Raw genomic sequence first — 22,853 nt, forward strand, 5'->3', positions numbered from 1 at the left:
GTCAAAACTATATGGGGAATCTGTCGTATTTGTCCAATAAAGCCGGTCCACTAGCGGTGCATAGCGATGGGGCGACCCGAAGGGCTCTTGCCATCGTATTTCGAAGGTATCGGAGTTCTTTTCCTTATTGGCCTGATCATTATTTTGGTCAGGCCTTTTTTTTAACTATATTTCTTTGCTATAAAAGCGCATTCCATATGGAATCTGAACCTGGGGGAGGGACAGATCAAGGGGTCGTGAATTGGTAAGCTTGAGATATTATGCGCCTGCAGAAGATGTCCGGGACCTTGTTTCGGTCTATTATCTTTTCGAGGATGATCAGCCGCGATTCGCCGACAATGAAAGGGCTGCCATCGCGCAATTGCGCTTTCTGCTGGAGGGCAGCGCGGTCATAAGCTTCGCCGACGGCAGCAGCTATTCGCACGAGGGTGCGGTGTTGCAGGGGCCTTCGACAGGAGCGATGCACGTCGATGTAACCGGACCGTTCCGCATGTTCGGCATCGGCGTATTGCCCGCAGGATGGGCGATTTCCACGCGGAAGTCCGCGGCGGAATATACCGACAAGGCCGTCAATGCGGCCGAGGTCTTTACTCAGGAAATCGACAAGAATCTCGAATATCTGCGCGGTTGCGAGACCCCCGAAGAGATGGTTGCCTGGGCCGATAAAGTCTATCGCTCGCTGAAGCCGCGACTCAAGCCGGAAACCGCGGCCTTTACCAAGATGGTCGACGAATGGCTGTCGTCGGAGCCATCGCCACCGATCAGCGGCTTGATGGAGCGGTCGACGCAAAGCTCGCGGCAGGTGCTGCGCACGGTGAACAAGCTTTACGGCATGCCGCCGAAATATCTCGCGCGCAAATACCGGGCGTTGCGAGCGGCCCGGGCCTATGCCGAGCATAATGAGGAAGAATTGCTGGAGCTGGTCGACGCCTTTTACGACCAGTCGCACATGATCCGGGAAGTGAAATTTTTCGCCGGCGTGACTCCCACCCAGCTCCGTGTGGGCGAGGGCGAAATCGCGCGCCTGATCGACCAGCGCGCCGACCTGAAGGGCAAGATTGCACCGCTGACTTCCGACACCTGAATGGAAGAATTGGAAGCATGTTTCGGTGCCGGCGCTGGCCCCGCTAAACCCCGCTATGCTTGCAATGTTGGATAAATGAGACTAAATTAGTCTTGTTTAGTGTTCAACCCCCGGCGAATCGAGAATAATGCGTCTTTCCAACCTCGCAGACTATGCTGTTGTCCTGATGTCCGCTGCGGCGCGCCATTGCGGTGCGGCGCTGCTTGCGGAAGGGAAACTGAACGCAACGAAGCTGTCGCAGGAGACGGGTGTTCCTTTGCCAACGGCGAAGAAACTGGTGAGCAAGCTGACCACCGCCGGCCTGTTCGAATCGACGCGCGGCATCGGTGGCGGCATCCGGCTGGCCCGCCCGCCGGCCTCGATCAGCCTCGCCGATATTGTCGAAGCCGTTGAAGGGCCGCTGGCGATTACCAGTTGTACCATTGACGGCAATCACGATTGTATGCTGGAGGACGGTTGCACGGTGAAGCCCCATTGGGGCGTTGTGAACCGGACGATCCGCAAGGCGCTGGCCGATGTCAGTCTGGCCAGCCTGTCGGATTTGCCAGTCGCCCCCAAAATTCGAACGATGGAAAAAGCATGATGAGCGAAGACGTCAAAACATCCGACTATGATGCAGAGCGCGCGGAAATGAATGCCGAGGCGCAGGAGGCGGTCGACAAGGCCAGCACCTATGAATTCGGCTGGTCGTCGGATATCGAGCAGGATTTCGCGCCCAAGGGCCTGAACGAGGAGACCGTGCGGTTTATCTCCGACAAGAAGGGCGAGCCCGAGTGGATGCTGGACTGGCGTCTCAAGGCTTTCCGCCAGTGGGAAAAGATGGAATCGCCGGACTGGGCGAAGCTCGAAATCCCGATGATCGACTATCAGGACGCTTATTATTACGCCGAGCCCAAGGCGAAGGAAAAGCTGGGATCGCTCGACGAGGTCGATCCGGAAATTCTGCGCATCTATGAAAAGCTTGGCATCCCGATCGAGGAACAGAAAGTTCTCGCCGGCGTCGAGGGCGCGCGCAAGGTTGCTGTCGACGCCGTGTTTGACAGCGTTTCGGTGGCGACCACTTTCCGGCAGGAGCTGGAAGAGGCGGGCGTGATCTTCCGGTCGATATCGGAAGCGATCAAGGAATATCCCGATCTGGTCAGAAAATATCTCGGCAAGGTCGTGCCGATGCACGACAATTATTTCGCCACGCTCAACTGCGCCGTGTTTAGCGACGGCACCTTTGTCTATATTCCCAAGGGCGTCCGTTGCCCGATGGAGCTGAGCACCTATTTCCGGATCAACGCGGAAAATACCGGCCAGTTCGAGCGAACGCTGATCGTCGCCGACGAAGGCTCTTACGTTTCCTATCTCGAAGGCTGCACCGCACCGATGCGCGACGAGAACCAGCTGCACGCCGCCGTGGTCGAACTGGTTGCGATGGATGATGCGGAGATCAAATATTCGACCGTGCAAAACTGGTATCCCGGCGACGAGAATGGCAAGGGCGGCATCTATAATTTCGTCACCAAGCGCGGATTGTGCCAGGGCAAGAACAGCAAGATCAGCTGGACCCAGGTCGAGACCGGTAGCGCGGTGACCTGGAAATATCCGAGCTGCGTTCTAAACGGCGAAGGCAGCGTCGGCGAATTCTACTCGGTGGCGCTGACCAACAATTACCAGCAGGCCGATACCGGCACCAAGATGATCCACAATGGCAAGAACACCCGTTCGACGATCATCTCCAAGGGGATTAGCGCCGGTCACAGCGACAATACCTATCGCGGTCTGGTGCGGGTTGGTCCCAATGCGGAAAATGTCCGCAACTTCACCCAGTGCGACAGCCTGCTGCTCGGCGACCAGAGCGGCGCGCATACTGTGCCCTATATCGAGGTCAAGAATCCGACCGCGACGATCGAGCATGAGGCGACGACCAGCAAGATCAGCGACGACCAGATGTTCTACGCCCAGCAACGTGGGCTGGATGAAGAGGCGGCGGTGAGCCTGATCGTGAACGGCTTTGCCAAGGAAGTGCTCAAGGAACTGCCGATGGAATTTGCGGTCGAAGCGCAGAAATTGCTGGCAATCAGTCTTGAGGGGAGTGTGGGGTGAGCTGGCAACCCGACACTGCGGCAGAATTGTTGATTGTGGGAATAGCCTGCGTGAGCATCGCCTATTTTGCGCACGTTATCCTGCGCAGGATTGATGAGGGCACCATTCTGCCGCTTAAAAACGAGATGGCAAACCCGGAATATGGAATGTATTCTAATGGCCGATATAAAAAACCCCCATTTTTCAAATCGTTTAAAGATTACAGGGCCACGCAAAGATTCTTCCTTAAATCTCTTGCACTGTTCTGGAAGTGGGGCCTCGGCTTTGTTTCTGTGCTCATGTTTCTCAAGATGATACCCGCTATCCGGGATGGGAGTGTGGTGTGAGCGGCTGCTTTTCCCGAGAGCGTCTTTGCGAGCGCAGCGAAGCAATCCAGAGCGGCGTGCGCGCCATCTGGATTGCCACGTCGCCTGCGGCTCCTCGCAATGACGAAACTAGGGATGTCACCCTTCTTGGCGGCTTCGTGGCTTCGTGCGAGTCAAATTTTCCCGCACAAAGACACGAAGGCACGAAGCAGGCGATAGCCACTGAAAGGAGTTTGCTGTGATGAGCTTACTATTTGTGCTCAGTGCTGCCACGGCCACTGTTCCATTTGAGCCTGTGAGCGTTGGCCAAATAAGGAATTGGAAACGCCGCATTGAAGAGCGGTGTTTAAAGTCCCGTTTTCCACAGGAGTGCGCTGCGTCTGGATGGGCCGCCTATGGCTCCGGTTATGCCTTGTTGACTTGTCGACTAGGCAGAGATCAAAATCGAAAGAACATGTACCGTTACCGCTATCGTAATAACGGTGCCACGCAAAGCGAGATAGACGAATTCTGTGGAGATGTGGCGACCGCTTGTGAAACCAATTGGCGGGTTTTCTATAAACGAAGCCGGTCTGCAGCTTTCAAAGAAGATGAACCGATTGACGCCGAATCGATGCAGAAGAGACTTACGCATCACTGCTACGACAAATCCAGTTACTAGATAGATAGATTGAACTCTCACATGCTAAAAATTGAAAACCTCCACGCCACCGTCGGCGACACAGAAATCCTCAAGGGGCTTTCGCTCACCATCAACGCGGGTGAAATCCATGCGATCATGGGACCCAATGGCGCGGGCAAGTCCACGCTGGCTTATGCGCTCGGCGGGCGGCCCGGCTATGAAGTGACTGCGGGGTCGGTGACGTTTACTCCCCTCCCGCTTGCGGGAGGGGCCGGGGGTGGGCAGACCTCCGACGAAGCCCCACCCCTAACCCCTCCCGCAAGCGGGAGGGGGGCAGACCTCCTCGCGCTCGATCCGCACGAGCGGGCCGCGGCGGGCATTTTCCTCGGTTTCCAATATCCAGTCGAAATTCCCGGCGTGTCCAACCTGCAATTTCTGCGCGAGAGCCTGAATGCACAGCGGCTGGCGCGCGGCGAAGACGCGCTAAACGGCGCGGAATTCATCAAGCTGGCCAAGGAAAAGGCGGCGCTGCTGAAGATGGACATGGATATGCTCAAACGGGCGGTCAATGTCGGCTTTTCCGGCGGCGAGAAGAAGCGCAACGAGATGGTGCAGATGGGGATTCTCAACCCCAAGCTGGCGATCCTCGACGAGACCGACAGCGGCCTCGATATCGACGCGCTGCGTACCGTGGGGTCCGGCATCAACGCGATCATGCGCAAGCCCGACAAGGCAGTGCTGCTGATCACCCATTATCAACGCCTGCTCGACGAAGTGAAGCCCGATTTTGTCCATGTTCTGGCGAATGGCCGGATCGTGAAGACCGGCGGGCCGGAACTGGCGCTGCAGCTTGAGAATGAAGGCTATGAAGCGATCGCGGAGGCGGCATGATGACCGCTGGTATCTTTACATCTGTCGCCCCAGCGCAGGCTGGGGCCCAACCCGTGTCTCGTAAAGGCGCATTTGGTCTGGATGCCAGCCTGCGCTGGCATGACGAGGTGTTGATATGAACGCTCCGCTCCCTACGCGTCGGGACGAGAGTTGGCGTTATGCTGACCTTCAAGCGCTTGAAACTGTCTGGGCGAAGCTCGACGGGCCAGAGAAAATCATAGTCCCCGCAGGCGAAACCGTCTCGCGCCAGATTGCGGAACTGCCGATCATTGATGGCGTCGGCATGATCGATCTTGATGTCACCATTGGCGACAAGGCGACCTTCATATTGCACGTGCTCGCGCATAATGCCGACTATGGCCGGATTCAGGTCAGGGCGACCCTCGGCAATGGATCGCATTTTGAACTGGGCGGCGCGATCCTTGGCTGCGGCAAGCAGACGCTGGAAATCGTTACCGAGACGATCCACGCCGAACCCAATGCGACCTCCAACCAGGTGGTGCGCTCGGTGCTGGCGGACACGGCTACCGGCAGTTTTCTCGGCAGCATCAATGTTGCCCGCCACGCCCAGAAAACCGATGCGGCCCAGTCGGTCAAATCGATGCTGCTCGACCGCGGCGCGACCGCGAACGCCAAGCCCGAGCTGGAAATTTTCGCCGACGACGTAAAATGCGCCCATGGCGCGACCGTCGGTGAACTGGACAAGCAGGCGCTCTTCTACCTCGCTTCGCGCGGTCTGCCGCCGGCGCTGGCGAAGAAGCTGATGCTGCAGGCGTTCATTGCCGATGCCTTTGTGTCGCTCGACGATGATGCGGCGCGGGACGCGATCGAAGGCAAGGCGCTTGAGGTGTTGGAGGCTTTGTCGTGAGCGGGAGCAGCTCTCTTCCGTTCGCTTCGAGCGAAGTCGAGAAGCCGGTTGTGGCCGATAGTGGTGTCTCGACTGCGCTCGACACGAACGGTGTTGCACCATCTCACCGCGCCGACTTCCCCGGTATCGGGCCGGACTGGCACTATCTCGACTCCGCCGCCACCGCGCAGAAACCCAAGGCGGTCCTCGACGCCATAGCCCGCGCCTACGGCCCGGATTACGCCACCGTCCACCGCGGCGTCTACGCTCGCTCGGCCAACATGACACTCGCCTATGAAGCCGCGCGCAAACGCGTCGCCGGCTTTCTCGGCGCCGCGTCCGAGAATGAAGTCGTTTTCACCAGCGGCGCGACCGACAGTATCAATCTGGTCGCGGAAAGCTGGGGTAACAAGTTCATCGCCAAGGGCGACCGCATCATGCTGTCGCAGCTGGAGCATCATAGCAATATCGTGCCGTGGCAATTGCTGGCCGAACGGGTCGGCGCGCATATTGATGTCGCGCCGCTAACCGATGATGGTCAGATTGATCTCGACTGGATCGAGGAACATTTGACCGAACAGCACAAGCTGGTCGCGCTGGCCCATGTTTCCAATGTGCTCGGATCGTTGCTCGATGGGAAGCGGGCGGCGGCGATCGCGCACAAGGTCGGTGCCAAGCTGTTGCTCGATGGCTGTCAGGCCGCGCCGCGTCTGCCCGTCAATGTGCAGGATCTCGGTTGCGATTTTTATGTTTTCTCGGGGCACAAGATTTACGGGCCGACTGGCATTGGTGCTTTGTGGGCGCCTTATGCGACGCTTGAGTCCATGCCACCCTGGAAGGGCGGCGGGTCGATGATCGACCGCGTGTCTTTTGACGGTACCACCTATGCACCGCCGCCGGGTCGCTTTGAAGCGGGGACGCCGCATATTGTAGGCGTGGTCGGGCTGGATGCGGCGATTCAATATGTCGAGGGCATCGGACTGGATGTGATTTCCGAGCATGAAAATGCTACACTGGCCAAGGCGCGCGAAGCCTTGTCCGGGATCAACTCGGTGCGGGTCTTTGGCCCGGACAAGAGCATGGGCATTTTGAGCTTCGCGGTCGGTGACGTGCATCCGCATGATGTCGCCACTATATTGGATGAAGGCGGCGTTGCGATCCGCGCCGGCCATCATTGCGCGCAGCCTTTGATGGACTATCTCGGCGTAGCGGCAACGGCGCGGGCGAGTTTCGGGATTTACAGTAATGACAAGGATGTCGCCGCGCTGGTGGATGGCATCAATCGGGTCAGAAAGATTTTCGGGTAAGGTGACAATATGAACGAAGAACGCAAAATATTGGTCGAAGAAGTTGAGTCGGTGGAAAAGCCGAAACTGGCCAAGGTCGAGGACGCTGTCGAGGATACTCCCGCGGAAAAACCGGCACCCGTCATGGCGCCTTCGCCTTTCGAAGCGGAAAGCGATGCGGCGAAGCTCAGTCGCAAGAAGGATTATCTCGAAGGCTTTCTGGCGCAGAAACCGACCGAGACACCGGCCGGAGAAGCCGGTGGCGATCTCTACGAAGCGGTGATCGATACGCTGAAATCGATATTCGATCCGGAAATCCCGGTGAATATCTATGATCTCGGCCTGATCTACGGCGTCGAGATTACGCCCGACAACCACGCGATTGTGACGATGACCCTGACCACGCCGCATTGCCCGGTCGCCGAATCCATGCCCGGCGAGATCGAACTGCAAGTCGGCAGCGTGCCCGGCGTCGGCCACGCCGAGGTCAATCTCGTCTGGGACCCGCCATGGGACCCGCAGAAGATGAGCGACGAGGCGAAGCTTGAACTGGGGATGTTGTAAGATATCCCCCTCCCGCTTGCGGGAGGGGCTAGGGGTGGGGCTACAGTGAGCTTTCGGGCCATCTACAATCCCACCCCCGACCCCTCCCGTAAACGGGAGGGGAGAAGGAGAATGAAATGACCGACACGAAAACAAAAACCCGCGAAATACCCGCCGCGATCAATCTGACGCCGGCGGCGGAGCAGCGCATCGCCGACCTGATGGCCAAAGCGCCCGACGATGCGATCGGTGTGAAACTCTCCACCCCGCGCCGCGGCTGTTCGGGCCTGGCCTATTCGGTCGACTATATCACCGACGAAGTCCCGTTCGACGAGAAGATCGTGACCCCCGGCGGCCTGTTCTATGTCGACGGCGGATCGGTGCTCTACCTGATCGGCAGCACGATGGACTGGGTCGAAGATGATTTTACGGCCGGGTTCGTGTTCGAGAACCCGAACGCCAAGGGCGCTTGCGGGTGCGGGGAGTCCTTCACGGTATAGAAAAAGGGCGCGGAAATTTCTCCCCGCGCCCCCGTTCTTATGGCCGTTACTGAAGCGGCAAGCTAGTCACCGGACAGTTTGACGAGATCGTTCATCAGGCCAGCCGTGCCGTTGGTCACGGTCAGCTTGTCGACCTTGCCCGCGATGCTTTCCAGAGCCTCAAGCTCTTTCAGCCGCAGCATGACCGGGTTGTCGGCCATCACCTTTGCGGTGTTCAGAAGCGACCGCGTTGCGTTCGTTTCTTCCCGCCGCTTGATGACGTTGGCTTCTGCCGCCTTCTGGGCCGAAACCACCTGGTTCAGAATCTCCCGCATCTCGCCCGGCAGGATTACATCCTTGAGCGTGATATCGGTGACTTCCAGGCCGATATCGGCCATGTCGGACCGCACTTTCGTGGCCGCCGTGTCGTCGACCGTCACCTGCTTTTCCAGGATCTGGTCGAGCGTCATCGCGCCCAGCGTTTTCCGGAACGCATATTGCAGCGCCCGGTACAGCGCATCGGCAAAGTCCTTGACCTCGGTCACCGCCTTGACCGGATCAACGACCCGATATTCGGCGGAAACGTTGATCCGGAGCGTCACCCGGTCCTTGGTCAAAAGCTCCTGGCCGGTAACGTCAAGCGGCTGCCGCGTCAGATCAACGATCTTTACGGCGACCTTCTGACCGACCATCCAGTAGCCCGTGACACCCGGCGTCAATTCACCGGCCATCCGGCCATCAACGGTGAGCAGGCCGATCTGGCCCTTGTCAACCTCGACAATCCGGACCTGGTCGAGCAGGCTTGCCTTTTCCGCCTTCATCAGCCGGCTGAGCAAGGCAGGAGCGACAACCGGATTTTCTTCCAGTTGCACAATCTCTGCAGCCCAGGGACCGGCATCGCTCCAGACGGTAAGCTTGCTATCCGGTGAGAGGACAGAATGAATCTGTCCGTCGCAAATGATGACAGCGATTTCGCCGGTTCCGGTCCGGTACCGGGTCAGATGCGCGTTCGCCTGGTCCGGCGCTTTTTCAAACAGCGCCTTTTCATAGACCGACACAAATGCCGCACTGTTCAGCACCATGCGCTCGACCCGCAATTGCTTCCGCCAATTTGGCAGAACATGCTCGCCCGCACCCAATATACCCTTGACCTCGCCCTTGTAGAGCCAGATTGCCCGTTCGTTTTCGTTGATGGTCAACCGCTTCCGGCCCATCAGCTTGTCAATCAAATACAACATAATATTCACGCAAATATCAGCTCACGCCAATCTCCTTCTTGTTGCCAACGCCGGAATTGGCGCAGGACTGTACCCGATCAAAAAGATTCAGGGACCGGTGGCATGGCGCAAAGCGGGTCAGCCAGAGCGGGCGTTGCGGGCATCAGCGCGGATCGGACCGGTTCGAAAACCAGACCGCTCGACGCTGGGCCAGCGCAGCCATTTTGACAGACCGAACCGATTGCCATGGTGGCAGGTGCTTTGCCTTTGGCGGTCGGACATCCGAAGATATCCGCCCACCGCCGCAGGCGCCGCGCCGTTCACATGCCGGTCCCCGAACCCGGTATTTCAGACAGCATTATGAGTGCTGCGGTCCTTTAGAGGGACCGTTGTGGAACAGGAGTCGAACCTGCGACCTCAAGATTAACAATCTTGTGCTCTACCCATCTGAGCTATCCAGTGGTGCGTTGAGACGAGAGTCGAACTCGTTCCCCTGACCTGTCCGGCCAGTGCTCTCCCGTTGAGCTACTCATGCAACCAACCAAAGACAAAGCAGCATCCGTACATGGAACTATCAGAGATAGCCCGTGCGGGTGGGCTTCATGAAACCCTGACCGTTGACGTCTGCCCCGTCCACTGATCGGGGAGGCGGGCCGTTAGGGCGCGCTTTTTGCGGGCGCAAGGGGAGGGGGTGGTTTTAGCGGCGAAGCGGGGTGTGGGAGAGGTGAGTGGTTACGGGTGATACTATATCGCCGTTCTCAACTTATTGGTGTCCGCCGCGTGTGGGAAGAGCTTTACGGTTTGGGGGGGATTAATATATTGGGATCAATATCTCACGAGACGCATACAGCTCTTCTGGCTTGTAGACCCTACATGCATCGAAATTGAACAGAAATATAGCTTTCCAAAAATCGCGCGCGTAACCAAATTTTTCCGCGATATCTGGCCATCTATCAGTAGCTTGCACGATATATGTTTTTACAGATTTTGGTGTCCGAAGGTCTCTATTGTTGTGACAAATCCCGTCAAATATCTCTTCGTCGAGATCAATATTTGTCTTTGGAGGTGAAGATTTTATGTAATCATGCCAATCCATCAATGAGGCCGGTCGATAGTTTCCATCCCCAGAATTTTCCATGTTTGGATCGTGCCAACGGCGATTGATCGTTTCATCAATCTGCTCGATACTGACTGAAGAGAAATTTCGTGGCCTTAATCCTGCTCCTAAAAACTTGTCCCCAATCGACCAACCGTACTTTCCCTCTTCGTTAAATAAAGGAGCTCGATGGTCGGGTAATAGGCCAAAAAGGGGGGAGCCAAGTGCTGTATCGAAGCCCAATCCGGCCTCTCGTGCACCTTTGTATATCCACTCTAACGGACCGTCAGACAGCCCCACATGAGGCCCTCCGCCACCGACTGCACTATGAGTGCCGGGAAAAATTTTCTGGAGATATTTCTTGTTTTCTGAGCGACTGTTTAATTCTTGTAAATTTGTCCATAAAGCAGGTTCAAATGTTCTACGCATTTCATCCGCTGCCACGGCGTGGCGGGCAGCTTTTACAAACCCGGACAATCTAGTATCATGAAATTGGTATTTTCTATTAATTGCTTTTGAAAGACCAAGTCGCTTTGGCAAACCCAGAGCACCGACTGTATCCCATACACCCAAATATGAAATACTTAGTTCTGTTGTGTTGCCATCATACTTCGTGTCTAGCTTCGATCGCCACTCAGCGTCTCCTGGGAGAAGCAAATGGGGACACAATTTATATCGTAGTTCGCAGCTTCTAAAAGAACTTGGGTGCTCTTCTGGAGACCGGCTTCGATATTGTTCCAATACTTCTCGAATGTTAAACAACCGTCGCTTTGGAAGAATTCCGACATTCCTGATGAGACCGACAAATGAGCGAGCTGTAAAAGCACCTCTTGAAAAGCCAAAGACATAAATTTCATCGCCAGGCTGATAGTTCAAAATTAAGAAGGTGTAAGCTTCAATGACGTTCTGTTGCAGGCCAAAACCCAAGGCCCCAGAAATTTTATTAACTAGTTTTCCTGTCAAGTTTCCTAATTCATGAGTTCCAACGCCCTCATCATAAAACACTGTCTGTTGACTGCCGGCGTGCTCTTCTTCGATTGCGCGGGCAATCTTCGATACATTGGAAGGAAAGCCGCTGGTTACCTTGTTCCAAGTTCCATCAAAACAAAACGCTAGTTTCTTCATCATATCACCCCCGATGAGAACATTGCATTTTTTGCAATATAAAACCCCAGCGTTTGCACGCCGGGGTCCGATATTGTCAAATAAGCAAATCCTGAACTTGGATCAGGACCTCATGCAGTGAGGCGCTGTGTTGGCTTCAAACCTTCGAAGTCAACTCCGGCACCGCGTCAAACAGATCCGCAACCAGTCCGATATCAGCAACCTGGAAAATCGGTGCGTCTTCGTCCTTGTTGATTGCGACGATGATCTTGCTGTCCTTCATGCCGGCGAGATGCTGGATCGCGCCGGAGATGCCGATGGCGATATAGACTTCCGGAGCGACGATCTTGCCGGTCTGGCCGACCTGATAGTCGTTCGGGACATAGCCCGCATCGACCGCAGCGCGCGAGGCGCCGATGCCGGCACCGAGCTTGTCTGCCAATGGCGTGATCACTTCTTCGAACTTCTCGCCCGAACCCAGAGCACGACCGCCGGAGACAATGATCTTGGCGCTGGTCAGTTCGGGGCGTTCGGACTTGGCGATTTCTTCGCTGACGAAGCTCGACAGGCCAGCGTCGCTGGCGCCGTCAACGGCTTCGATGGTGCCGGAGCCGCCTTCGGCTGCTGCCTTGTCAAAGGCGGTGCCGCGGACGGTGATGACCTTCTTGGCATCCGAAGATTTGACCGTTGCGATCGCGTTGCCGGCGTAGATCGGCCGGGTGAACGTGTCTTCGCTTTCGACCGAGAGAATGTCGCTGATCTGCATGACGTCGAGCAACGCTGCGACGCGCGGGGCGATATTCTTACCGGTGGTGGTGGCAGGCGCGAGAAACGCGTCATGCGTTTCCATCAGGCTGGCGATCAGCGGCGCGGCATTTTCCGCGAGCTGGTTGGCGAGCGAAGCGTCGTCGGCGACATGAACGGTGGCAATGCCGGCGACCTTGGCGACCTGTTCGGCAACGCTGCCACAGCCGGAGCCGATGACCAGAGCGTGAACTTCGCCCAGTTGCGACGCGGCGGTGACAACGGCCAGCGTCGCGTCTTTCATGGTGGTGTTGTCATGTTCTACGAGTACGAGAGTTTTCATTTTGTAACTCCTTAAATCCTTGTTCCATTCCGTTCGTGCTGAGCCTGTCGAAGCACCTTGTCCCACCATCCTTCGACAAGCTCAGGATGAACGGGGGTGATTGGGCTCAAACGGTTAAATGGCTCCCACAGCTTTGAGCTTTGCGACCAGCGCGTCGACGTCTTCGACCTTTTCACCAGCCTGGCGAACCGGAGGTTCGGTAACCGTGATGGTGGTGAGACGCGGGCTGATGTCGACGCCGTAATCGGCTGGCGTTTTCTCATCCATCGGCTTTTTCTTCGCCTTCATGATGTTCGGCAGCGACGCATAGCGCGGTTCGTTGAGGCGCAGGTCGGTGGTGACCACGGCGGGCAGGTTCAGCTTGACCGTCTGCAGGCCGCCGTCGATTTCGCGTTTGACGGTGATGCTGTCGCTGTCGAGCTCAACGGTGTTGGCAAAGGTACCCTGGCCCCAGCCGAGCAGGGCTGCGAGCATCTGGCCGGTCTGGTTCGAATCGTCATCGATCGCCTGCTTGCCGGTGATGACCAGCTGCGGAGCTTCTTCTTCGACGATTTTCGCCAGGATCTTGGCAACGCCCAATGGCTCGACTTCTTCGTCGGTGACCACGAGGATCGCCCGGTCCGCACCCATGGCGAGGGCGGTACGCAATGTTTCCTGCGCCTTTTGCGGGCCAACCGAAACCGCGACGATTTCTTCTGCCTTGCCGGCCTCTTTCAGGCGGATGGCTTCCTCGACGGAGATTTCGTCAAACGGGTTCATCGACATTTTGACATTGGCCAGATCGACACCGCTGCCGTCGGACTTGACCCGCGGTTTCACGTTATAATCTATCACCCGTTTTACGGGCACCAGGATTTTCATTGCTGTTTCCTCTTTTTCAAATTTCACTACGCGATTAACTTACGTTCACGTAAACGTCAAGTTTTTGCGCTGCGGTGCAGCATCGTCGATTTTGCGGCACCATGGCCGCCTCCGTTCGTGCCGGGCTTGTCGAAAGGGCGAACTGGCGCTTTCCAGCGTCCTTCGACAGGCTCAGGACGAACGGGATATGGCTTCCCGTCCGCTCAAGCGGCCTCTTTGACCTGCGCGACGATTTTCTTCGCGGCATCGCCGAGATCGTCGGCCGATACGATTGGCAGACCGCTATTGGCCAGGATTTCCTTGCCCTTTTCAACATTGGTGCCTTCGAGGCGCACAACCAGAGGCACCGACAGATCGACTTCCTTGGCCGCGGCAACAATACCTTCGGCGATGATGTCGCATTTCATGATGCCGCCAAAGATATTGACGAGAATGCCCTCGACCGCCGGATCGGCGAGAATGATCTTGAACGCTGCGGTGACCTTTTCCTTGGTCGCGCCGCCGCCCACGTCGAGGAAGTTGGCAGGGAAAGCGCCATTCAGCTTGATGATATCCATCGTTGCCATCGCCAGGCCGGCACCATTGACCATGCAGCCGATATTGCCGTCGAGCTTGATATAGGCGAGGTCGGACTTGCTGGCTTCGACTTCTGCCGGATCTTCTTCGGTTTCGTCGCGCAGCGCGGCGAGATCGGGGTGCCGCATCAGCGCGTTGCCGTCGAAGCTCATCTTGGTGTCGAGCACGATCAGCTGCTGGTCTTCGGTGACCACGAGCGGGTTGATTTCGACCATTTCGCAATCCATCGCGAGGAAGGCGTCATAAAGTTTCTTGCCGAGCTTCTGCGCCTGCTTGTTGAGGTCGCCATCCAGCCCCAGCGCGAAAGCGATGGTCCGACCGTGGTGTGGCATGAAGCCCTGTGCCGGATCGATGGTGATCGTCTTGATCTTTTCCGGGGTGTTATGGGCTACGTCTTCGATGTCCATTCCGCCTTCGGTGGAAACAACAAGCGCCACGCGGCCGCTGGCCCGGTCGACCAGAATCGAAAGATAAAATTCCTTCTCGATATCGACGCCGTCGGTGACATAGAGGCGGTTGACCTGCTTGCCTTCGTCACCGGTCTGGATCGTGACCAATGTGTTACCCAGCATTTCTTCTGCATTGGTGCGCACTTCGTCGACCGATTTCGCCAATCTCACGCCGCCCTTGGCGTCCGGCCCCAGTTCCTTGAACTTGCCCTTGCCGCGGCCACCCGCGTGAATCTGCGCCTTGACGACATAAAGCGGTCCGGGGAGTTTCTCGGCTGCGGCAACCGCTTCGTCAACGGTGAGCGCAGCATAGCCGGCAGGAACAGCGATGCCATGTTTGGCAAGCAGTTCCTTGCCCTGATATTCGTGAATGTTCATGGGAAGGGTGAGCACCTTTCAAATTGGAGGTCTTGAATCTCAAGACACGCGATGAATTGGCACGGCTAAAGCACAGTCACGCGCCTATTTCCACCCTGTTTCGTGATAATTATCAGATGTTCTAGTCTGGCTCCCCACCGCATGGCCCCGCGGCGCGTTTAAAGCATCAGACGCATGGCGCAACGGCGATTTCCCGGCAGACCATTTTCGATTTCGGCCTCGAGTATGTCCGCGAGTCGTTTCGGCATTTCCGTCTCATTCAGCGTCCGGTAGCCCAGCTTTTGATAGAATGTCTCGTTGAAGGGCAAGTCCCGGAAAGTCGTCAGGGTCAGCGCCGCAAGGCCGTTGTCCCTGGCATATTCTGCTGCTGCCTCCAGCAAGCGTCGCCCGACACCCCGGCCCTGATGCCCGTCCGCGACCGACAATTCGACTATGTGCAGGGTCTCTTCATATATCGCGGCGGTAACGAAGCCGATGTTGCGCCCGTCCGTCTCGGCGAGCCAGACCGTGCCTGCGTCGATATGGACCCGGTGCTGCTCGGCGGACATTACCGCTTCGCCGGCGATCCATTCCAGACCCGCAACCGACAGGAAGGCCTGGGCCGCCGATCGTTCGATAGCCGGAAAACCGGCGGCATCATCGGCATTTGCCGGTCGGATGCAGATGCCGGTCATAACAGGGCCGCGCCTATTGAACCGCGCAGATCAGCCCGGACGACGTCACGACAGCGAGAATTTCCGGATCCTGCAACGACCGTGTCTCTTTGACAAATTCCTTGACCGTCACCTCACCGGGATCGCGCTTCTTCAGCTTGCCCAGATCGCCGAGTTTCCGGAGCTGCCCCAGTGACAGACGGTCCACCATTCGGTCGGCCATGCAGGCCGACACCGGCGCGGACAATCCCGCACTCATCAGCCCGCTGCGAACCCGGGCTTCGGGGGTGGCGCAAGCCGCTAGCAGCATGCATCCAGCCAGGGTCAGGCCCGTAATTTTCCAGCTTTTCAAGATTTCAGTCGCTCCAGCACATCCTCATTCCGGATTCGGCGATAGCGCGCCATGACCAGGCTGAACAGTCCAAACAGCAACAGGCCGATGGCCACCGCAATATAAAGCCAATTGGTTGATCGCAAGCTGTCCAGCACCTGTCCAACACCGCCGACATTGCCTGTATCGCCGCTCAAGGCAGCCGATGTGATTTGCCACCCAAGGACAGCGAATATGACGGCCCGAGCAGCATATCCCGCTTGCCCCACATATTTGGCCAGAGCGGGTGCGTCAGCATCGAGCAGCCCCATGAACTTTGCGGTATAGGCTTTGACCGCTTGATTTATGGCCGCTGCGATAAAGCCAATTCCTATCACGCCCAGCAGCACATCACCCATAGGCATGGATGCCAGCGTACCGGCCGCCTGGCCGGCGGATTCCCCATCACCCGTGGAGCCTGAAGGCCAGCCCAGAACGGCTTTGAATGCCAGATAGCAGAGGAATATATGGGCCAATCCGCTGGCTGCATGGCCGATGCGGATCGCCAAGCCTTTGGCGTCGGTACCATTGCCCTGCAAATCCATTGCCGCACCATAGAGCCGGAAAATTCCGTAGCCCAGCAAACCGAGACCAACCAGGGCCAGCAGGATCGCTCCTGCCGACATGGTTTCGATTTCTTCCAATACGCCGGTTGTGCCTGTCGAACCGGCGGTGGTCAGAGTGAGATATCCCGCAAGACCGTAAACGACCGCACGACCGAGATAACCGGCGCGTGCGAAGTTTTCGATATTGGTGACGCGGGACATGCAAGGCTCCTGTTAAACTGCTTGGCAGCTTAACGCACAGGATAGCCGTTAGGTTGCGTTCATTTCTTGCTTTTCGCCAGTTCAATCGCCTCGAGCACGACGCGCCGCGCCTCGTCCGCATCGCCCCATTTGCCGACCCGCACCCATTTTTCGGGTTCGAGATCTTTATAATGGGTGAAGAAATGCTCGATCTGCTGCATCACGATTTCCGGCAGATGGCTGCCTTCGTCGATCTTGCGATAATAGGGGAAGGTCGCGTCGATCGGGACGCAGAGCAGCTTTTCATCGCCGCCATGCTCGTCTTCGAGATTGAGAACCGCGATCGGGCGGCAACGCACGACGCAGCCCGGCATGAAGGGCGAGCGCGCGACAACCAGCGCGTCGAGCGGGTCGCCATCGGGCGACAATGTGTGCGGAATGAAGCCGTAATTGGCCGGATAGCGCATCGGCGTGTGCAGGATACGGTCGACGAAGAGCGCACCGGATTCCTTGTCAAATTCATATTTTACCGGTTCGCCACCCACCGGGACTTCGATAACGACGTTCAGGCTTTCAGGCGGATTATCGCCAATAGGAATTTTGTTAATATCCATGGAAAAGGGGATCCTTATCTGGTTTTCGGTTGCAACAGCCGGTCTATGCCGCCTTCTTGATCAACACCCTCTCCGGTGATTTTCTCGAGCGCCGGATAGCGCAGGCCATCGGAATGGTCGACCATAAAATTGTGATAGGCTTCGCCATTTTTTGCAAAAATATCTATCTTGCCATCGCGGCCGCGGTTTTCCTCGATCGCCTGTTTGAGCGCCTCGTCGCTATAGGCCTTGCCGTTGACAGCAGAAATGGTGAGTCCGGACTTGAGCCCGGCCCTGAACGCCGGACTGTCCCAGATCACTGATTTGATCGCTCCCTTGCTGCCCATGATCAGGCCGATGCTGTGGCTGAGGTCGACCTGCTTCCGGCGCTTGTCATTGGCCAATATATAAGCGCTCGGCTTATCGACATAGACGAGCCGATATCCGCCCAGGGTCAGGCCGGTCTTGGGGGCTTCCTTGTTCGTCCGGTAGACCCGTTCTTCGATAAAGGCGTCCCAGTCATAAGGATGGACCTTGTGGAGCGCGGCGATCACGTCCGCCCGCTCATAGGTGACAACGCCCCAGTCGCCGTTCTTGCCGCCGAAAAAGGCGCGAGCGAAATCCTCCAGCGACTTTTTCCCACCCGATTCGCGGCGGATGATCTGGTCGGCCTCGAGCCAGATCAGCAGGCCCTCGTTATAATAATCCTCGGCCCGCTGCCAGCTGGTCCACGGCTTGGGCTGCCGGGCGGCGATGATCGGATCATGGGTGGTGTCGATCAGCGGGCGCCAGTTCCGTCCGACCCGCTGATCCATGCCCGCCGCGATCGCCGCGAGGGCGTCCAGCGTGTCCTGCTTGGAATAAAGCCCGGAGCGTGCGCCCAGAACATAGCCCCAGAATTGCGTCTGTCCCTCATAGACCCAGAGCAGATTGTCGCGCATCGGCTGGCGGAAATCGGGCGTCCACATGCCCTGCGGCCGGCGATATTTGCCGTTCCAGGCATGGGTGATCTCGTGCGGCAGCAGATTGCGCCGGCCCGGACCGCTGTCCCAATTGGTGAAATATTCACGGTTTACGCCATTTTCCGATGACCGGTGATGTTCGAGACCAATGCCGCCCATTTCGTCGGTCAGCGCCAGCAGGAAATCATAGCGGTCATAAGGGTGGCTGCCGAATAACGCTTCCGCTTCCCTGACCAGCTTGATGTGGGGCGCGATCTGGTCTTTTTTCGGCTTCAGGAACTTGGCGTCATCCGCGACAATATTGAGATGGACGCGGCTGGTCAGCTGATGGGTCTGGAAATATCGCCCGGCGAAAACCGGGCTGTCGACCAGCGTGTCATAGTCGGTCTTCTGATAGATGATTCTGTTGCCGCTGGTCGATTTCGGACGCAGGGCGCTCGCCGCCTGCCAGCCTTCGGGATAGATGGCCGTCGCCTCGACCGGAATCTGCCGGACATAATAGCCGGCCGGATAGAGTGACACCTGATGCCAGCGCAGGTTGAGCATCGAGGGCGCCATGACGATGCGGCCGTGGCTGCTGGTGGTGGCCGAGACAAATTCGAATTTAGCGGTGATCGCGTCAACATTTTCCGGCACGGTCAGGTGGAAGGCGAAGACATCGACATCGTCGCGGACCCAGGGCAGTTTTTCGCCATTGGCGGTGAATTCCAGCCCGGTGATTTTCTCGATCTCGCCGCGCGGCGCGTGATTGCCGGGGAGCCATTCGGGATAGAGCAGGGTGAGGCGGCCGGCTTTCGCGACCGGAATCGTCTGGGTCACGCGGAAAATGCCCTGGTCATGATCGCGGGCATCGACGGTCAGGCCCATGGTACCGGGATAGGCAATGTCCTGCGGTTCGGGGATCCGGTCCTGCGGCGCGATATAGGCCGGCTTGCTCAGCCCGTCGGGCATTGCCGAGCCCGATGTAGAGATGCCGAGGGCCAGAAACAGACCGAATATGCCAACCAGACGCATGCGTAGATAATCCTTTGATGATCGGGGCGCGTAAATGGGGGATTTTGCAACTTTCGTCCAGAGGCCATGTGCAAATAAGCCACTTCCGCTTTGCCGCTTCACTGGCTAAAGCGCTCCCCATGGCAAAGATACAGACACCCCAGCCGGTGCGCGGCACGCAGGATATATTTGGCGAAGAGCAGGAGCGGTTCCAGCATGTCGTGGAAACCTTCGAGCGCGTACGGCGGCTCTATGGATTCAAGGGCGTCGAAATGCCGGTTTTCGAACCGACCGCGGTCTTTGCCCGCTCGCTCGGCGAGACCACCGATGTTGTGTCCAAGGAAATGTACAGCTTCGAGGACCGCGGCGGTGACAGCCTGACCCTGCGGCCCGAATTTACCGCGGGCATTTGCCGGGCGTTTCTGACCAACGGCTGGCAGCAGCATGTGCCGCTGAAACTGTCGGCACACGGGCCGCTGTTCCGTTACGAGCGGCCGCAAAAGGGGCGCTACCGGCAGTTTCACCAGCTTGATGCCGAGATTATCGGCGCGGGCGAAGCGGCTGCTGATGTTGAGCTATTGTGCTTTGCCGATCAGCTATTGAAGGAGCTGGGCATTGATGATGGCGTGACTTTGCAGCTGAATACTCTGGGCGATGCCGAAAGCCGCGATGCGTGGCGCGATGCTCTGGTCGAGCACTTCCAGGCGCATAAAGCGGAACTGTCCGAAGACAGCCAGGATCGGCTGGAACGCAATCCGCTGCGGATTCTCGACAGCAAGGAACGGCAGGACCGTCCGATTGCCGATGCTGCGCCGGATATTGACGCCTATCTGTCGAACGAAGCGAAGGAATTTTTCGCCCAGGTGACCGAAGGTCTGGATGCCTGCGGCGTCGCCTGGACCCGCAACAGCCGTCTGGTGCGCGGGCTTGATTATTATCGCCACACGGCGTTTGAATTTGTCACCGACCGGCTCGGTGCGCAGGGAACCGTGCTGGCCGGCGGGCGCTATGACGGTCTGATGGAATCTCTCGGTGGACCTGCCACACCTGCTGTCGGTTGGGCTGCCGGTATAGAGCGGCTGGGGATGCTGCTGGAAGAGCCGAAAGCCACTGGACCCGATGCCATTTTCATTCCGCTGGGCGATGGCTGCGAAGCGTCGGCGATGAAACTCATGGGCGAGTTGCGCCGAGCGGGCGTCAGCTGCGACATGGCCTATAAGGGCAATATGAAAAAGCGGATGCAGAAGGCCAATGCGGCTGGAGCTGATTATGCGATTATTCTCGGAGAGGATGAACTTGCAGCGGGTCAGTTCAATATCAAGGACCTTTCGAGCGGTGAGCAAGAAAAAGTACCCATGAGCTGGATACCGGTGGGAATAACAGATCTTCTCTTAGCAGACAGCATTGTGGCGGAAGAAAATATCTCTCCCGCGCCAAGTCTGGCTAGTCGCTTGGCTCTACCTGGCTCAGACAAGTTTCAATGACCAGCATCACCCCCCAACGCATCGCCCAGATCGAGGCGCGCTTTGCCGAACTGCAGGCGATGATGGCCTCGGGCGATCTCGACAGCGACAAATTTGTCGCCGTCTCCAAGGAATATGCCGAGATCGAGCCGGTTGCCGAGGCTGCTGCAAAGGTCAAGAATCTGCGCGACGAGCAAGAGGGGTTGGCCGAGATGCTGGCCGGTGATGACGCCGAGATGAAGGCGATGGCGGCTGACGAGGTGGATGGCGTGAAGAAGGCGCTCGAAAAGGCCGAACATGCCCTCGCGCTGCAATTGTTGCCCAAGGACAGCGCCGATGACCGGCCGGCGATGCTCGAAATCCGCGCTGGAACCGGTGGCGACGAGGCCGCGCTTTTCGCCGGCGACCTTTTCCGCATGTACACGCGCTATGCCGAGGATCAGGGCTGGAAGGTCGAAATGATCTCCGCCAATGCCTCGGAAGTCGGCGGCTTCAAGGAAGTCGTCGCCAATATCCAGGGCAAGGGCGTGTTCGCCAAGCTGAAGTTTGAATCCGGCGTCCACCGGGTGCAGCGCGTTCCGGAAACCGAAAGTGGCGGGCGTATTCATACCTCGGCAGCAACGGTTGCGATTCTGCCGGAGCCCGAAGAGGTCGACATCAAGATACGCACCGAGGATCTGCGCATCGACACCTATCGGGCAAGCGGCGCCGGTGGCCAGCACGTCAACAAGACCGACAGCGCGATCCGCATTACCCACTTGCCGACCGGTCTTGTCGTGCAATGCCAGGACGGCAAATCGCAGCACAAGAACAAGGCGCAGGCGATGAAGGTGCTGGCCGCGCGGCTCTACGAGCAGGAGCGCGACGCGGTGCAGAGCGAGGAAGCCGAGGCGCGCAAGTCGATGGTCGGTTCCGGCGACCGCAGCGAGCGCATCCGCACCTATAATTATCCGCAGGGCCGGGTCACCGACCACCGGATCAACCTGACGCTGCACAAATTGCCGGAAATTGTAGAGGGCGGTGCGCTTGGCGAACTGGTTGATGCACTGATCGCGGAGGATGAAGCCAGCCGGCTCGCCAATCTGGATGGGTGATGCCGCCGGCGCCTTGCGCGAAGCGGCGCAGAGGCTGTCCACCATTTCCGACAGTCCGCGGCTCGACGCGGAATTGCTGCTGGCCCATGCGTTGCAGATCGACCGGTCCGAACTGCTGCTGAACCTCCCGCAGCTGGAGGCGCCAGCGCAATTCGCAAGCCTGGTGGAACGCCGCCAGCGGTCCGAGCCGATCGCGCATATCATCGGCAGCAAGGAATTCTGGGGCCTCGATTTTCAGGTCACCTCCGACGTGCTGATTCCCCGGCCCGACAGCGAATTGCTGATCGAGGAAGCGATGCGCCTGTTCGCGCCCGCACCTCCGCCACGGATCGTCGATCTGGGCACGGGTAGCGGTGCGCTTCTGCTCGCCGCCCTGCACGAATTTCCGCAAGCCCGGGGTCTGGGTATGGATGCCAGCGCTGCCGCCCTGCAGATTGCGCACAATAATGCCGATGCATTGGGACTGGCTGACCGTGCCCGCTTCGTGCTGCTGGACTGGGCGGGTGCAGATTGGACAAATTCGCTTGGCTCCGGCTTCGATCTGGTCCTCGCCAACCCGCCCTATGTCGCAACTGGCGCGCGATTGTCTGCGGATGTCGCAGGTTTCGAACCGCACCAGGCCCTGTTCGCCGGGAAAGACGGGCTGGATGATTACCGGATCATCATCCCCGCGCTGGAAAAACTGCTCTCCCCAGCCGGAATCGCCTTGCTGGAGATCGGCTTTGATCAGGCGAAACCGGTTTCCAGACTGGCTGCAGATAGTGGCTATCATGTTGAGTTAAAACAGGATTTGGGCGGAAACGACCGGTTGCTGGTGCTCCGCCGCTAAAAAGGGCTTGGTTTTGACCGAGCGACTCGCTAAGACTTGCGAAGGCCCAGAGGATTTCTGGCTTTTTCCCTAAATCTCTGGCCTGCCCCCAACTCGATAATGTTGCTGGTTTTCGGCGTGCATTTGTCTTGTATGGGCCGCTGTGGACGGGTTGTCCGCAGCGCAATCGCCACCGCAGTGTGGCTATGACTTGAGAAAGACCAAGTTTATTATCGGTATAAGGATACCTAAAAT

At 57.8% G+C, this 22,853-nt stretch carries 23 protein-coding genes and 2 tRNA genes; 13 read left to right on the forward strand and 12 right to left on the reverse strand.

The annotated features are described in order from the left end of the window. Positions 1-241 precede the first annotated feature (241 nt). The 10 genes from CHN51_RS06060 (at position 242) to CHN51_RS06100 (ending at position 8,169) form a co-directional block, all read left to right on the forward strand. A complete protein-coding gene (locus CHN51_RS06060) occupies positions 242-1,084 on the forward strand; it encodes a DUF6597 domain-containing transcriptional factor (RefSeq protein ID WP_123906257.1) in 843 nt (280 codons plus the stop codon). A gap of 127 nt (positions 1,085-1,211) precedes the next feature. Further along, positions 1,212-1,667: an SUF system Fe-S cluster assembly regulator gene (locus tag CHN51_RS06065; RefSeq protein ID WP_100093227.1), complete on the forward strand. Its 456-nt coding sequence runs from the start codon at positions 1,212-1,214 to the stop codon at positions 1,665-1,667. Between the two features lie 47 nt (positions 1,668-1,714). Next, complete coding sequence (sufB, locus tag CHN51_RS06070) at positions 1,715-3,175, forward strand: Fe-S cluster assembly protein SufB (RefSeq protein WP_100095448.1); 1,461 nt, start codon at positions 1,715-1,717, stop codon at positions 3,173-3,175. Further along, a complete protein-coding gene (locus CHN51_RS06075) occupies positions 3,172-3,501 on the forward strand; it encodes a hypothetical protein (RefSeq protein WP_100093228.1) in 330 nt (109 codons plus the stop codon). The genes sufB and CHN51_RS06075 overlap by 4 nt, the downstream gene beginning before the upstream one ends. Positions 3,502-3,721: 220 nt before the next feature. After that, positions 3,722-4,141 carry a hypothetical protein gene (locus CHN51_RS19495; RefSeq protein ID WP_123906258.1) on the forward strand — a complete coding sequence of 140 codons (420 nt, stop codon included), beginning with the start codon at positions 3,722-3,724 and terminating at the stop codon, positions 4,139-4,141. Positions 4,142-4,162: 21 nt separating this feature from the next. Next, entirely contained in the window at positions 4,163-4,993 is an 831-nt protein-coding gene (sufC, locus tag CHN51_RS06080; RefSeq protein WP_100093229.1) for a Fe-S cluster assembly ATPase SufC, read from the forward strand. A 115-nt stretch (positions 4,994-5,108) separates the two neighbouring features. After that, positions 5,109-5,861: a SufD family Fe-S cluster assembly protein gene (locus tag CHN51_RS06085; RefSeq protein WP_100093230.1), complete on the forward strand. Its 753-nt coding sequence runs from the start codon at positions 5,109-5,111 to the stop codon at positions 5,859-5,861. A 125-nt stretch (positions 5,862-5,986) separates the two neighbouring features. Next, positions 5,987-7,147, forward strand: a complete 1,161-nt coding sequence (locus CHN51_RS06090) for a cysteine desulfurase (protein WP_240616942.1) — start codon at positions 5,987-5,989, stop codon at positions 7,145-7,147. A 9-nt stretch (positions 7,148-7,156) separates the two neighbouring features. Beyond that, a complete protein-coding gene (locus CHN51_RS06095) occupies positions 7,157-7,690 on the forward strand; it encodes an SUF system Fe-S cluster assembly protein (RefSeq protein ID WP_100093231.1) in 534 nt (177 codons plus the stop codon). 116 nt (positions 7,691-7,806) lie between these two features. Further along, entirely contained in the window at positions 7,807-8,169 is a 363-nt protein-coding gene (locus CHN51_RS06100; RefSeq protein ID WP_100093232.1) for an iron-sulfur cluster assembly accessory protein, read from the forward strand. A gap of 62 nt (positions 8,170-8,231) precedes the next feature. Here the strand turns inward: CHN51_RS06100 and CHN51_RS06105 are convergent, their stop codons facing one another. The 12 genes from CHN51_RS06105 to CHN51_RS06165 all read right to left on the reverse strand — a co-directional run bounded on the left by CHN51_RS06105 (position 8,232) and on the right by CHN51_RS06165 (position 19,254). Then, complete coding sequence (locus CHN51_RS06105; protein ID WP_206170012.1) at positions 8,232-9,386, reverse strand: slipin family protein; 1,155 nt, start codon at positions 9,384-9,386, stop codon at positions 8,232-8,234. A 371-nt stretch (positions 9,387-9,757) separates the two neighbouring features. Further along, a tRNA-Asn gene (locus CHN51_RS06115) sits at positions 9,758-9,823 on the reverse strand. A gap of 2 nt (positions 9,824-9,825) precedes the next feature. Continuing rightward, positions 9,826-9,900 (reverse strand) — tRNA-Val (locus CHN51_RS06120). Between the two features lie 276 nt (positions 9,901-10,176). Continuing rightward, positions 10,177-11,589: a DUF2235 domain-containing protein gene (locus tag CHN51_RS06125; RefSeq protein ID WP_100093234.1), complete on the reverse strand. Its 1,413-nt coding sequence runs from the start codon at positions 11,587-11,589 to the stop codon at positions 10,177-10,179. 133 nt (positions 11,590-11,722) lie between these two features. Beyond that, positions 11,723-12,652, reverse strand: coding sequence for an electron transfer flavoprotein subunit alpha/FixB family protein (locus CHN51_RS06130; RefSeq protein WP_100093235.1), 930 nt, complete (start codon positions 12,650-12,652; stop codon positions 11,723-11,725). Between the two features lie 114 nt (positions 12,653-12,766). Continuing rightward, the gene (locus CHN51_RS06135; RefSeq protein ID WP_100093236.1) at positions 12,767-13,513 is read right to left on the reverse strand and encodes an electron transfer flavoprotein subunit beta/FixA family protein; all 747 of its coding nucleotides are present in this window, start codon (positions 13,511-13,513) and stop codon (positions 12,767-12,769) included. Positions 13,514-13,716: 203 nt separating this feature from the next. Further along, a complete protein-coding gene (gene sucC, locus CHN51_RS06140; protein ID WP_100093237.1) occupies positions 13,717-14,916 on the reverse strand; it encodes an ADP-forming succinate--CoA ligase subunit beta in 1,200 nt (399 codons plus the stop codon). Between the two features lie 158 nt (positions 14,917-15,074). Further along, on the reverse strand, positions 15,075-15,590 hold the full coding sequence (locus CHN51_RS06145) for a GNAT family N-acetyltransferase (protein ID WP_100093238.1): 516 nt from the start codon (positions 15,588-15,590) through the stop codon (positions 15,075-15,077). A gap of 13 nt (positions 15,591-15,603) precedes the next feature. After that, on the reverse strand, positions 15,604-15,921 hold the full coding sequence (locus CHN51_RS06150; RefSeq protein WP_346426334.1) for a hypothetical protein: 318 nt from the start codon (positions 15,919-15,921) through the stop codon (positions 15,604-15,606). Continuing rightward, the gene (locus CHN51_RS06155) at positions 15,918-16,706 is read right to left on the reverse strand and encodes a DUF1206 domain-containing protein (protein WP_100093240.1); all 789 of its coding nucleotides are present in this window, start codon (positions 16,704-16,706) and stop codon (positions 15,918-15,920) included. Before CHN51_RS06155 ends, CHN51_RS06150 begins: the two co-directional genes overlap by 4 nt. Positions 16,707-16,765: 59 nt before the next feature. Further along, complete coding sequence (gene ppa, locus CHN51_RS06160; RefSeq protein ID WP_100093241.1) at positions 16,766-17,299, reverse strand: inorganic diphosphatase; 534 nt, start codon at positions 17,297-17,299, stop codon at positions 16,766-16,768. A gap of 14 nt (positions 17,300-17,313) precedes the next feature. Further along, on the reverse strand, positions 17,314-19,254 hold the full coding sequence (locus CHN51_RS06165; RefSeq protein ID WP_100093242.1) for a peptidase M61: 1,941 nt from the start codon (positions 19,252-19,254) through the stop codon (positions 17,314-17,316). Positions 19,255-19,373: 119 nt separating this feature from the next. On the opposite strand from CHN51_RS06165, the gene hisS reads away from it, so the two are divergent. From hisS to prmC, 3 genes are read left to right on the forward strand one after another with little or no spacing between them, the layout of a single operon-like run. Further along, positions 19,374-20,717 carry a histidine--tRNA ligase gene (hisS, locus tag CHN51_RS06170; RefSeq protein WP_100093243.1) on the forward strand — a complete coding sequence of 448 codons (1,344 nt, stop codon included), beginning with the start codon at positions 19,374-19,376 and terminating at the stop codon, positions 20,715-20,717. After that, complete coding sequence (gene prfA, locus CHN51_RS06175; protein WP_100093244.1) at positions 20,714-21,790, forward strand: peptide chain release factor 1; 1,077 nt, start codon at positions 20,714-20,716, stop codon at positions 21,788-21,790. The genes hisS and prfA overlap by 4 nt, the downstream gene beginning before the upstream one ends. Further along, positions 21,756-22,619, forward strand: coding sequence for a peptide chain release factor N(5)-glutamine methyltransferase (prmC, locus tag CHN51_RS06180; RefSeq protein WP_240616871.1), 864 nt, complete (start codon positions 21,756-21,758; stop codon positions 22,617-22,619). The genes prfA and prmC overlap by 35 nt, the downstream gene beginning before the upstream one ends. The last annotated feature ends 234 nt before the right edge of the window (positions 22,620-22,853 follow it).

Origin of the sequence: Sphingorhabdus sp. YGSMI21, assembly GCF_002776575.1 — a bacterium.
GTDB lineage: Bacteria > Pseudomonadota > Alphaproteobacteria > Sphingomonadales > Sphingomonadaceae > Parasphingorhabdus.